At 66.9% G+C, this 12,493-nt stretch carries 9 protein-coding genes and 2 riboswitches; of the genes, 3 read left to right on the top strand and 6 right to left on the bottom strand.

Going from position 1 to position 12,493, the window contains the following annotated elements:
• Nucleotides 1–40: 40 nt before the first annotated feature.
• The gene (locus tag LL236_RS01880; RefSeq protein ID WP_228177092.1) at nt 41–646 is read left to right on the top strand and encodes a hypothetical protein; all 606 of its coding nucleotides are present in this window, start codon (nt 41–43) and stop codon (nt 644–646) included.
• Here the strand turns inward: LL236_RS01880 and LL236_RS01875 are convergent.
• From LL236_RS01875 to LL236_RS01865, 3 genes are all read right to left on the bottom strand, one after another.
• Entirely contained in the window at nt 637–1,860 is a 1,224-nt protein-coding gene (locus LL236_RS01875) for an ABC transporter permease (protein ID WP_228177091.1), read from the bottom strand. The two genes, LL236_RS01880 and LL236_RS01875, sit on opposite strands and share 10 nt — an antisense overlap.
• A 2-nt stretch (nt 1,861–1,862) precedes the next feature.
• Complete coding sequence (locus tag LL236_RS01870) at nt 1,863–3,398, bottom strand: ABC transporter permease (RefSeq protein ID WP_228177090.1); 1,536 nt, start codon at nt 3,396–3,398, stop codon at nt 1,863–1,865.
• Nucleotides 3,399–3,595: 197 nt separating this feature from the next.
• Entirely contained in the window at nt 3,596–5,464 is a 1,869-nt protein-coding gene (locus LL236_RS01865; protein ID WP_228177089.1) for an ABC transporter family substrate-binding protein, read from the bottom strand.
• 137 nt (nt 5,465–5,601) lie between these two features.
• Here LL236_RS01865 and LL236_RS01860 point away from each other — a divergent pair, with 137 nt between their 5' ends.
• Nucleotides 5,602–6,441: a CPBP family intramembrane glutamic endopeptidase gene (locus LL236_RS01860; RefSeq protein ID WP_267189390.1), complete on the top strand. Its 840-nt coding sequence runs from the start codon at nt 5,602–5,604 to the stop codon at nt 6,439–6,441.
• A 192-nt stretch (nt 6,442–6,633) separates the two neighbouring features.
• Nucleotides 6,634–7,605, top strand: coding sequence for a hypothetical protein (locus LL236_RS01855; protein ID WP_228177087.1), 972 nt, complete (start codon nt 6,634–6,636; stop codon nt 7,603–7,605).
• 43 nt (nt 7,606–7,648) lie between these two features.
• On the opposite strand, the gene gcvP is transcribed toward LL236_RS01855, so the two are convergent.
• From gcvP to LL236_RS01840, 3 genes are read right to left on the bottom strand one after another with little or no spacing between them, the layout of a single operon-like run.
• Nucleotides 7,649–10,564 carry an aminomethyl-transferring glycine dehydrogenase gene (gene gcvP, locus LL236_RS01850; RefSeq protein WP_228177086.1) on the bottom strand — a complete coding sequence of 972 codons (2,916 nt, stop codon included), beginning with the start codon at nt 10,562–10,564 and terminating at the stop codon, nt 7,649–7,651.
• A complete protein-coding gene (gene gcvH, locus LL236_RS01845) occupies nt 10,561–10,944 on the bottom strand; it encodes a glycine cleavage system protein GcvH (RefSeq protein WP_228177085.1) in 384 nt (127 codons plus the stop codon). The genes gcvP and gcvH overlap by 4 nt, the downstream gene beginning before the upstream one ends.
• Entirely contained in the window at nt 10,941–12,176 is a 1,236-nt protein-coding gene (locus LL236_RS01840) for a glycine cleavage system aminomethyltransferase GcvT (RefSeq protein ID WP_228177084.1), read from the bottom strand. Before LL236_RS01840 ends, gcvH begins: the two co-directional genes overlap by 4 nt.
• A 48-nt stretch (nt 12,177–12,224) precedes the next feature.
• Nucleotides 12,225–12,339, bottom strand: a riboswitch (glycine riboswitch).
• 1 nt (nt 12,340) lies between these two features.
• Nucleotides 12,341–12,432: riboswitch (glycine riboswitch) on the bottom strand.
• Nucleotides 12,433–12,493 lie beyond the last annotated feature (61 nt).

Raw genomic sequence — 12,493 nt, 5'->3', positions numbered from 1 at the left:
TCAGAGGTCATCGTTCGTTCTCCCGTGTCAGGATGGGCGCATGCCCGAACCGGTCACTCTTCGCCCTCGCGGCGGCATGATCATCGCCGCGATTGCCCTCGTGATCTCGGCAGCTGCGCTGGTGTTCATCGCCGTCGACGGCGGCCTCATCGACCTGGCCCGCTGGGCGTGGCCTGTCGTGCTGCTGGGCTGGGGCGCCTGGCTGCTGTACCTGCGCCCCTACGTTCGCGTCTCGGAAGGCTTCGTCGAGATCAGCAACATCGTTCGCACCTACCGTGTGCCCTGGGGCGACATCGACAGCGTCGATTCCCGCTTCGCGTTGACGATCCGCACGCGCGGCGGCCGACTCATCCGCGCCTGGGCAGCACCCGCGCCCGGCGCCCGACAGGCCCTCTCGACGCAGCGCGCCGACGTGACTCATACGCCCGGAGATGACGACACGCGCCGCCCGTCGGATGCCGAGGGAACCGCCTCGGGCGATGCTGCCGCGCTCGTACGTCGCGAGCTGGAGCGTCATCGACGGGATGATCCGTCCACCACCGAGACCGCCGGCCGAACTGCCATGACGTGGCATCCGCTGCTGATCGCCGGTACCGCCGCGCTTGCCGCCGGCGCGGTGGCGAGCCTCGTGCTGCCTCACGGCTGATCACCCGGCCTGTCGCCGCGTTCGCCCGGGCGTCGTCCTCGCCGGGGTCGTTGGTCTAGGTCGGTTAGCTGGGACTCGGCACCAAACTCATCCGTGTACGGCGCGTCGGAGTCCGAGGTTGGCCCCTCGACCATCGTGACAGCCTGCACCGACGGAATCGCAGCAACGGCGCGCGCGGCCTTGCGGCGGCTCACCTTCGCCTGCTGACGCGGGTCGAACGCGTCGCGCAGACCGTCACCGATGAAGTTGATGCACAGGGCGAGCAGGATGATGAACAGACCCGGCCACCAGAACAGCCACGGGCGCGTGCGGAACGCCTCGCGGTAGGTGGAGATGATCTGGCCGAGCGAGACATCCGGGTACTGGATACCGAAGCCGAGGAAGCTCAGCGCCGCCTCCGTCAGCACCGCAGCGCTCATGAGCAGTGTCGTGTTGACGATGATGACACCGACGGCGTTGGGCAGGATGTGGCGGAAGATGATGCGCGCGTTGCTCGCACCGGCGACCCGGGCCGCATCCACGAACTCGCGTTCTCGGAGCGAGAGGAAATCGCCGCGCACGAGACGTGCAAGACCCGTCCAACTCAGGATGCCGAGGAAGAGTCCGAAGACGAACGCGTTGCCGCCGAACAGCTTTCCCATGATCGAGCCGAGCACGATGATCGGGATGATGATGATGACGTCGGTGAAACGCATGATGAGCGAGTCCGACCATCCGCGGAAGTAGCCCGACACGGCGCCGAGGCTGACGCCGACGATCAGCGACACCAGACCGACCAGGAACATGACGGTGATCGACTGCTGCGTGCCGCGCATGACCTGCGCGAACACGTCCTTGCCCAGCGTGTCCTGACCGAAGGGATGCTCACCGAGGCTGAACGGCCACCAGGTGATCGTCGGAGCCCCACCGTTGACGACGGGGTAGGCGGTCCACCAGTTCAGGGGCCACCAGCCCTCGATGCGCCAGCCGTTGATCGAGAGCACGCCAGCGGCGTTCGCCTCGAGGTTACCCGTTCCGCCGATAACGGTACCGACAGACGTGAAGGCCAGGAGTATCACCAGGACGAGGATGACCAGAGCTGTCATCGCGAGCTTGTGACGGAAGAATCGGCGGCGCACGAGCGCCCCCTGGCTCATCCCCGCGACGGCCTTCTGCTCAATCGTCTGCTCGGAGCCCCGGTCCTGGGGCGCATCTGTGGGAAGCGAAGTCGCCATGGTCAGTTCACCCGGATCCGTGGGTCAAGAGCGGAGTAGAGAAGGTCGGCGATCAGGTTGAAGATGACCGCCAGAACGCCGGTGACGACGAAGAAGCCCATCACGAGGTTGACATCACCCTTTTCGAGGCCATCCACGAACAACGACCCCATGCCCTTCCAGGCGAAGATCGTCTCGGTGATGACAGCGCCGCCGATGAGCGCGCCGATGTCGAAAGCGATGATCGTCGCGATCGGAATGAGCGCGTTGCGCATCGCGTGCCGAACCACGACGGTGCGTTCGGTGAGGCCCTTGGCTCGTGCGGTGCGCACGTAGTCCTGATTCATGACTTCCAGAAGACTCGACCGCGTGTACCGCGTGTACGCCGCGATCGACACGACGGCCAGAGCGATCGTCGGGAGGATCAGGTGCGAGAACCCGTCGAGGATCTGGAACCACATGTCGCCCTGCAAACCCGGGGTGCGCGAGCCGATCGTCGCGATGACGCCGCTCTGCGGGATCCGCTGGACGTAGTCGGGGTAGACCAGCAGGACCCGGTCGATGACGATGACGAAGAAGGTGATGAAGCTGACGATCGCCGCGGTACGCGCTGCTTCCCGCTTGCCGTCGCCACCGACCACGATGCCGACCACGATGCCGATACCGATGGCGGCGATGCCGAGCAGAATCAGCATCCATCCCTCGGGGACGTAGAAGAACAGGTACTGGAGCGGGAAGTAGAGCGCGATCCAGATCGCAACGGTGATCAAAGACGCCAGCAATGCGCGGCGGTTGGCAAGACCCGTCGAGACGGCTGTCACGCCGACCGCGGCGCCGATGCCGGTGACGATCACCCCGATGATCCCGACCGTGGGGGTCGCGAACCATCCGGTGATGCCGAGGAACCAGAGCAGTCCACCTGCTGCGACGAAGGCAGAGCCGAAGGTGATCAACCTGGTCTTCCACGAGCCGCCGAGGAGGCTCATGAACACGACCCCGGATATCAGGCCGGTTATGAGGATCGCGAGCCACGTAACGGTGGGATCGGCCAAGAACTCGTTGAAGCGGATGGCGCCGAACTCCTTCAGGAGCACCGCCACCCAGAAGATCGGGAGCGAGTAGACGATGAAGGTGAGGAAGGTGACGCTGTAGTCGAAGCCGCTGTACTGGCGAAGCGCCGTGATGATACCGATCGCGACACCGACGAGGATCGCGATGATCGTGGCGGCGGTCACAAGCTGGATCGTCGCGCCGGCGGCAGAAGCCAGCGCCTCGGTGACCGGCTGGTTGCCGCGCGTGTAAGCGACACCAAGATCGCACTGCAGAATGAGGCACTTGGCCGCCCCGCCCAGCCACGTGAAGTAGCGGACTACAGGCGGAAGGTCCAGGTTGAGGATCTCGATCCGGTAGGCGATCTGCTCTTCCCGGTTCGGTGCGCTACTAGCACGAAGGTCGCGGAGCGGGTCGCTTCCGATCGCAGTGAGGGTGTAGACGATGAAGGATGCGACGAGCAGCACGAGCAGGATCGCGCCCAGCCGCCTGAGGAGAAACGTCAGCACGTTCGGCCTCGCGGGTTCGCGGACTCAGGTGTCATGGATGTTCCGTTCGGGGCAGAGCTTCGCCCAAAGGTACTACGGCATGCTGTGTCGCGGCCGGTCGCCGCGACACAGCTGTGGGCGCCGAGGGGTCACCTCGGCGCCCACGCTAGTTGTCGACTTCCCCGGAAGCGGCTCAGCCGCGTCCGGGGAAGGAGGGATCAACCCTCAGCGTCGACCGGGGCCCACTCCCAGAAGTTCCAGAAGTAGTCCGGGCTCAGCGGCATGGCCTTCACTCCGCTCACGCGGTCGCTCGAGACGAGCAGGCCGGGGAACTGGAAGATCGGGATCGTGACGGCATCCGACCAGATACCCATTTCGGCCTGGTTGAGCAGGTCGGTCTGGGCGTCGTAGTCCGAGGTGACGTTCAGCGTCTGCAGCGCGGACGTGACGTCCTCGTTGCAGTAGCCGTTGTAGTTGCCACCCTTGGTGTCCGGTGCTGCGAAGTCGTAGCAGGCGTAGATCTGGTCCGAGCCACCCACGGCGAGGCTGGTCTGCGACCAGGCGAAGATCACAGCGTCGTGCGGGTTGATCGGGTTGATCGACGGGTCGGTGAACTCCCAGTTCGGCTCGCTCTGGTCGACGAGCTGGAAGCCCGCCTGAGCTGCCGATGCCGAGATGAGCTCGAATTCCTGGCCACGACGGACGTTGCCCTCGGGGTACCAGAAGCCGACCTCGACCGGCGTGGTGACACCGGCGTCGGCGAGGAGCTGCTTGGCACCCTCGATGTCGACATCCGTGTAGTCGGCCGAGCCGTTGTCTGCCGTGAGGATCGGGTAACGAACCGTGTCAGCCGCGCTCACGAGGTTCGCGTTGCGAACCACAGCGTCGGGGTTGAGCGGAACGATGATCTTGTCGACGATCTCCTGGCGCGGGATCGTCTTCAGGAACGCCTGGCGAACGGCCAGAGCCTTCGCCTCGTCGCCACCGTAGGTGGCCGGGTCGAACGGGCCGCCGTTGTTGACGGTCAGGTCGACGTGCTCGTGCGAAGCCTGCACACCGGTCTGGACCTCGGCGGTCGAGATACCCTCAGCGACCTGGAGGATGTCAGCGGTGGGCTGGCCCGTCCAGATGTCGAGCTCGCCGGCCTCGAGGGCCTGCAGCGCGGTGGTCGAGTCGCCGATCGCACGAACGGTGATGCGCTCGAACTTCGGCGAGGGTCCCCATGTGTAGAGCGGGTTGGCGACGAGGGTCGTGTACTGGTCCTCAGCCGTCTCCTCGATCGTGTAGGCACCGCTGGTGAGCGCCGCAGCCGGGCTGTCAGGCAGCGAGGTGTACGCATACGCGTCGCCCCATGCCGTGCCGAGGGCATCGAGGACTGCGTCATCACCGTTGGTGATCGCGTCGACCACCTTCTGCTTGGCGGTCTCAGCGAAGCTCTTGGCCGCCTCACTGTAGGCATCCCAGTCGCCCTGCTCGCCCGAAGCCGAGTAGGTGTCCCAGGCAGCCTGCACGTCGGCGTACTCGTCGGGGAACGCGAGCGCGTACGTGCCGTGGGCCGACACGCCGAGGGGGCTCACGAGCTCCCAGTCCACGTAGGGCTCGTCGTAGACGAGGGTGATCGTCTTGTCGCCGGTCTCGGGGGTCTGGGTGATCAGGTTGTAGCCAGTGGTGGCAGCGGGCGAGAACGCGTCGCTGACGTTTCCGGAGATCGCCGCCCACTGCAGCAGCATGTCTGCCTCGTCGATCGGCACACCGTCAGACCACACCGCGTCAGCGGTGATCGTGTACTCGACCGTCAGCGGGTCTTCGCTGACGACCTCATAGGACCCGAAGTCGGTGTTGCGCACCCACTCGGGAGTGTTGTTGTAGTAACCGAACGTCGTGTCGGTCATGTACTTGATGTTGCCGTTGGCGGTGTTGTTGCCAGCGGAGCTGTCGTCATTGAAGTGGAAGAAGCCCTCGTTGTACGCAACGGTGACCTCGGAGTTCTCCACGACATCCGACTGGTAGGGGTTGCTGCAGCCGGCGAGCACGAGTGCTCCCACCGCAACGACGCCTACGCCCGCCGCAAGACGTGCGATCTTCACATTTCCTCCTGTGCAAGGGGTTATGTGCCGGGGGCATGGGAGACCCCGGCACGGATGGAAAAACCCTAAGCGCGCGCTGTGAGTTGTTCAAAACCCGAGGCCGAAAAGTTACATACCCTTAACTCGGCGGGAGTTGCATGTGGCAATCTGACAAGGTGCACCCCCCGAAGCGGCCTCTCGTTGTGAGCGAAGTGCTGAACGTTTCGCCCGTTGACGGGCAAACACGTACGCGCTTGACGTGGGAAGTCTGGATCGTCCTTGCGATCACCGTCGGCCAGTCGGCGTTGTACAGCATCCTGTCGTTCACACGGTCGCTCATCCGGGCCGCTCAAGAGAACCAGACTCTCGCGCAGCAGCAGACCCAGCTCAACCCCAATCGGGACGCCGAAGCGCTGTGGAATGCGCTCTACCAGTTCTTGAACATCTTCTTCGGCCTGGCGCTGGTCGCGTTGGTCATCTACCTGCTGTGGGAGCCGGGGTCCAACGCGCTGCGGCGCATCGGTCTGGACTTCTCGCGGTTCGGTGGCGATGCCGGCCGCGCTCTGCTCCTGGGCGCCGTGATCGGCATCCCGGGGCTCGCCCTCTACGTCGCGGGCCGCGCGCTCGGGATCACGCTGCAGGTGAGCGCGTCGCCGCTGGATGCCGCGTGGTGGACCGTGCCGTTACTGATGCTGGCGGCGCTACGGGCGGGGCTGACCGAGGAGGTCATCTTTCTGGGCTACCTGTTCGATCGCCTCCGCCGGTTCGGCTGGAACTGGTGGGCGATCATCCTGACGACCGCCGGTCTTCGCGCCGCCTATCACGCGTACCAGGGCTTCGGTGCGACCGTCGGCAACTTCGCGATGGGTGTCGTCTTCGGCTGGTGCTACCGCCGGTGGGGCCGGGTCATGCCCCTCGTGATCGCCCACACCCTCATCGACATCGTCGCCTTCATCGGCTACCCCCTCGCGGTAACCCTCTTCCCCGGCGTCTTTTAGCCTCGCCCGCCGCTGATGCCGTGAGACACAGCCTGGCGCGACGCACGGGGGCACGTCCCTCGCGCGAGTGCACGTCTCACGGAGCGGGGTGGCCGGGAGCGGGGATCCTCCACGGGAAGAGGGGCGTGAGGGTTGTCCACCGATGGGGGCGTTGCCCGGAATGGGTAGGTGGGGAACTGCCGACGATGAAGGATGCCACCCAAGCTCGCGATTGCTCCGAGTCCCGTTGTCCTTCACGTTGCATCGGATGCCGCGCCAACAGCTCGACCGCGTGATGACCGCACGCTGGTGCCCGTACGACACGGCGTATGGGCGGATGCGGCGGCCTGGCGCACTCTCGCGCCGTGGGATCGCTACCTCGCACGCGTCCACGCCGTCGCGCTGCTCCGACCGGACGCGTTGTTCTGCCGTGAGTCTGCCGCTGCCCTCTGGGGTCAGCCGATATTCGGTGAACCTCGCGACATCCATCTCTTGGATGGCCAGGCGACGCGCTCGCACCGGGTAGGCGATGTCGTTCGACACGCGAGCCTCACGACGTCGCGTTTCGTGGAGACAGGGGGCCTCCTGCTTACTGCTCCGGCTGACACCGCGGTCGCCCTGGCCCGCGCCCTTCCGCCCGCGTGGGGCTTGGCGGCCGTGGACGCGACGATCGGCAAGCGTCAACTCGGTCTGTGCACCATCGCGGAGATTCGTGACGCCTTCTTGCTGCAGGTGGATCGCCGTCACCGCCGCCGATGCGCATGGGCCATTGAACACGCCGATCCACGCTCCGAGAGCGTCGGCGAATCGGTCAGCCGCGCGGTCATCGGCTGGCTGGGGTACGAGGAACCTGAGCTCCAGCACCCGTTCCACTTCGAAGGGCAGAACGACCGTTGCGACTTCTATTGGCCGCGCTCCGACATCGCCGGAGAGTCCGACGGATACGGCAAGTACCGCACCCCCGCGGACCTTGCCGCTGAGAAGCGCCGCGAAGACCGCCTACGTCGCCACCTGCGCGGCTTCGCGCGCTGGGACTGGAACGACGCCATGCGCGCCGAGCCCCTGCGACGAACGCTCGAGGCAAGCGGCGTGCGCCGCATCCGGCCACCCGTACCCGCCATGCTCGCCACCCTCACGTCTCACTCACACCGCCCGAGACGGAACCTCGCGCGTGAGGCGGGCTGACGTTTCCCGCGCCAGGTTACGTCTCACGGCGAAGGGCGCGGGGCTAGGCGAACGCGGAGGGGGGTGGGCAGGCGCAGACGAGGTTGCGGTCGCCGTAGGCCTGGTCGATCCGGCGGACCGGCGGCCAGTACTTCGAACGCACCAAGGAACGAACTGGATACACCGCTCGCTCGCGCGAATACGGATGCTGCCAGTCGCCGACCGCGATGGCCTCGGCTGTGTGCGGAGCATTCACGAGCGGATTATCGCCAGCAGGCCACTCCCCCGCAGCGACAGCATCGGCCTCGGCCTTGATCGCGATCATCGCCTCGATGAACCGCTCGAGCTCACCGAGATCCTCGGACTCGGTCGGCTCGACCATGAGCGTCCCCGCAACGGGAAACGACATCGTCGGCGCGTGGAATCCGTAGTCGATGAGGCGCTTGGCCACGTCATCCACCGTGACTCCGGTGGCGTCCCGCAGGGGCCGCAGGTCGAGGATGCACTCGTGTGCGACGAGTCCGTTCTCCCCCGCGTACAGCACCGGGTAGTGCTCACGCAGGCGGGCCGCGGTGTAGTTCGCCGCCAAGACCGCACTGCCTGTCGCCTGACGCAGGCCGTCAGCGCCCATCATCCGGACGTACGCCCACGAGATCGGCAGGATGGACGCCGAACCGTACGGCGCACCCGAGATCGGACCCCCGGCGAACACCGCGCCGTCGGCATCCGCGAGCGACGGATGCCGGTCCTGCTGTGCCATCGGATGGGAGGGCAGGAACGGCGCGAGGTGCGCCTTGGCGGCCACCGGGCCGACCCCCGGCCCGCCGCCGCCGTGGGGGATCGCGAACGTTTTGTGCAGGTTCAGGTGCGACACATCGCCACCGAGATCGCCGAGGCGCGCGTACCCGACAAGCGCATTGAGGTTCGCCCCGTCGACGTAGACCTGACCGCCGGCCTCGTGCACCGCCGCAGTGATCGCCAGCACCTCGTGCTCGTACACGCCGTGCGTCGAGGGATACGTGATCATGAGGGCGGCGAGCGTCTCGGTGTGCTCGGCGATCTTGGCGCGCAGATCGTCGAGGTCGACGTTTCCTGCCTCGTCGCACGCAACGACCACGACGCGCATCCCGGCGAGCACCGCGGATGCCGCGTTCGTGCCGTGCGCGGACGACGGAATGAGGCATACCGTGCGCTGTTCGTCGCCCCGCGAGCGGTGGTACCCGCGGATCGCGAGCAGGCCCGCGAGCTCGCCCTGGGACCCGGCATTCGGCTGCATCGAGACGGCGTCGTAGCCGGTGACCTCAGCCAGCCACACTTCGAGCTGATCGATCAGCTCGAGATATCCCTCGACATCGGATGCCGGAGCAAACGGATGCATCCGCGCGAACTCCGGCCACGAGACTGCCGCCATCTCGGTAGCGGCGTTGAGCTTCATCGTGCACGAACCCAGCGGAATCATGCCGCGATCAAGCGCGTAGTCGCGGTCGGCGAGCGTCTTCAGGTATCGCATCATGGCTGTCTCAGACCGGTGCGCGTGGAACACCTCGTGAGCGAGGTAGGCGTCAGTGCGGCGGAGCGGCTCGGGGTACATGCGCACCCCGGCCAGCGAAGTGAAGGCCGAGCCGGCGAGAGAGTCCGCCGCTGTCTCCACCCCGTGGACCTCGCCCGCAGCACCGAACGCCGCGAGCAGATCCGCCTCGATCGACGGATCGGCAGCGCTGACCTCATCGATCGAGATCCCGACCGTGGTCTCATCCACGCGTCGCAGCAGGATGCCGAGCCCCGCCGCCGCTGAGGCAACGGCGGCGGCATCCGCGACCCGCACCTGGATCGTGTCGAAGAAGTGTTCCGTCAGCACCTCGATGCCGCGCGCACGAAGCGATCCGGCGACCAGGGCCGTCTTCGCGTGCACGCCCTGAGCGATCCGCTTCAGCCCCTCGGGCCCGTGATAAACGGCATACATCGCCGCCATGACGGCCAACAGCACCTGGGCGGTGCAGATGTTCGAGGTCGCCTTCTCGCGACGGATGTGCTGCTCACGCGTCTGCAGCGACAGCCGGTACGCGGGGCGACCGTCGGCATCCACCGACACGCCGACCAGGCGCCCCGGCAGCTGCCGTTCGAGCCCTGCCCGGACCGCGAGGTATCCGGCGTGGGGTCCGCCGAAGCCCATCGGCACACCGAAACGCTGTGTCGTCCCGACAGCCACGTCGGCGCCGAGTGAGCCGGGCGAGCGCAGCAGCGTGAGGGCGAGAAGGTCGGCGGCGACCACGGCAAGTCCGCCGTGGTCGTGGATCGCCGCGATGACCTCGCTCGGATCCCAGACTCGGCCCGCCGCCCCGGGGAACTGGATGAAGCCACCGAAAGCCTCGGGAACGGCCTCGGGCTCATCGAAGGACACGACCCGGACCTCGATCCCCAGCGCCTCGGCCCGGTGGCGCAGCAGCGCGATCGTCTGCGGCAGGGCGTCAGCGTCGACGAGAAACACGCTCGACGCGCTCTTCGAGGCGCGGCGAGCCAGCAGCATCCCCTCGACGACGGCCGTCGATTCGTCCAGCATCGACGCGCCGGCTGTCGCCATCCCGGTGAGATCGGTCACCATCGTTTGGAAGGTGATGAGCGCCTCGAGCCTGCCCTGCGAGATCTCGGGCTGGTAGGGCGTGTAGGCGGTGTACCAGGACGGATTCTCGAAGACATTGCGCGCGATCACAGCGGGCGTGAGCGTGTCGTAGTAGCCGAGGCCGATCAGCGACCGCGACACGCGATTGCGCGAGGCGAGTTCCCGAAGTTCTCCGAGCGCCTCGGCCTCGGTCGCGGCGAGCGGAATCCGTGATCCCTCCCGCGGCGCGGCATGAATGGATGCCGGAACCGCCGCCTCGACGAGAGCATCGACGCTCTCGTAGCCGAGCGCGTCGAGCATGGCGCGCTGGGCAGTGGCGTCGGTTCCGATGTGGCGCTCGGCGAAAGATCCGACGGTCATGCAGCGCCGCCGGTGAGGGCGACGTACGCGTCACGGTCCAGGAGCGCGTCGATGTCGGCGGGCGTGACCTTGAGCTTCATGAGCCAGCCGGCCCCGAACGGGTCGGAGTTCACGACCGACGGGTCATCGATCGCCTCGTGATTGACGGCGAGCACCTCCCCGTCGACGGGCGCGAACAGCTCACCGACCGACTTGGTCGACTCGATTTCGCCGCAGACCTGACCGGCCGATACGCCGTCGCCGACACCAGGGAGCTCGAGGAAGACGACATCGCCGAGCTTGTCGGCGGCGTAGTCGGTGATCCCGATCACGGCTTCGTCGCCCTCCAGGCGCAGCCATTCGTGTTCGGCGGTGTACTTCAGGGTCGTCAGGTCGGTCATGTCGTCCTCCGGTAAAAGGGCAGGGTCGTTACGGATGCAGGAATGAGCGTGCCGCGCACATCGATCGCCAGCTCGGTGCCAGGCGCGGCGAGTGCGGGCTCGACGTAGGCCAGGGCGATCGGATGCCCGAGAGTGGGGCTCAGCGCTCCCGAGGTCACTTCGCCGACAACGGGGGCACCGTCGACCGCCGGGTCGACGACCGCATACCCGGCGCGGCCGGCGCGACGGCCCTCAGAAACCAGCCCGACGAGCACGCGACTGTCGGCATCCGAGGCCTGCGGTGCCCGCTTGCCCACGAAGTCGGGTTTGCCGTGGGCGACGCTGCGGCCTAGCCCCGCCTGGGCGGGAGTCGTCTGGAGCGAGAGCTCGTGACCGTAGAGAGGCATTCCCGCCTCCAGTCTCAGGGTGTCGCGCGCCGCCAGCCCCGCCGGAACGAGCCCCAGCGGCGTTCCCGCCGCCAGCAGAGCGTCCCAAAGGGCACCCGCCGCGCGATGGGGCACGAGCAGTTCGAAGCCGTCCTCGCCGGTGTAGCCGGTGCGGGCGATGAAGAGGGGCTCTCCGCTGAAGGATCCGGCAGCCCAGGCGTAGTACCCGAGCTCAGAGAACGCCGGAGTGACCTCACCGATCTCGGGAGTCGCCTCGAGGACCTCCCGCGCGGCTGGCCCTTGGACCGCCACAAGCGCCAACTGGTCGGTCACATCCTCGATCTGGGCGGTGTCAGACACACCCGGAACGAAAAGGAAGAACGCGGTGCCCTCACGACGCTCGCGCGGAGCGAGGAAGGATGCCGCCACTGGCGCGCGAGCGGCCCGAAGCCGGAGCGCCTCGGCCACGGCATCCCGGTTGCCTGCGTTGGCGATGACAAGGTACCGATCCTCAGCGGTGCGGTAGACAATGACGTCGTCGACGATGCCGCCGTCTTCGGTGAGGACGAGCGAGTACTTGGCCTTCCCCACCCGCATGCCCGAGTGATCGCCCGAGAGGGCGTAGTCGAGGAACGCGCCGCTGGGCTCTCCCGTGACCAGGAACTCGGCCATGTGCGAGATGTCGAACAGGCCTGCTGCCTGCCGCACCGCGTGGTGCTCGGCGAGGTCGGATGCGTAGCGCACCGGCATCTGCCAGCCGCCGAAGTCCGTGAAGGCGGCGCCGAGCGCGACGTGTCGATCCTGGAGCGGCGAGCGTTTCGGTTCCGTGTCCGCGTGCGCGGTATCTGGTGGTGCAGGGTGTGACATGAGTTCTCCCGGTCGTCGGACGGGGGACGCCGTACGACGCCCGTGAACTCCCCCTCTGTCTGTGGCCTGAGAGTTTCGCGCGGCACCCGAGCGAACCGGATGCTGTGCTTTCACCGTCGGCGGCCGCCACCCGATGCGCGGGTGATGACGCTTTCCAGAGTGGCCGGACGTGCGCGGTACGCGGACCTGAGAGATTGGCGGGGAGGCTTGCTCCTTCGGTGCCCGGTGTAACCCGGGGCTCTCCCGCACCCGTCATGTGGCCGGATCTTCAGTTGCGCGGCCAGCATATCCCAGCGCCGGGTTCCCGCCAGCAGACG

The organism is Microbacterium schleiferi (assembly GCF_020781975.1).
Lineage (GTDB): Bacteria > Actinomycetota > Actinomycetes > Actinomycetales > Microbacteriaceae > Microbacterium.
Note: the sequence above shows the minus strand (reverse complement) of the source record. Positions and strands in the feature narration are given on the sequence as shown.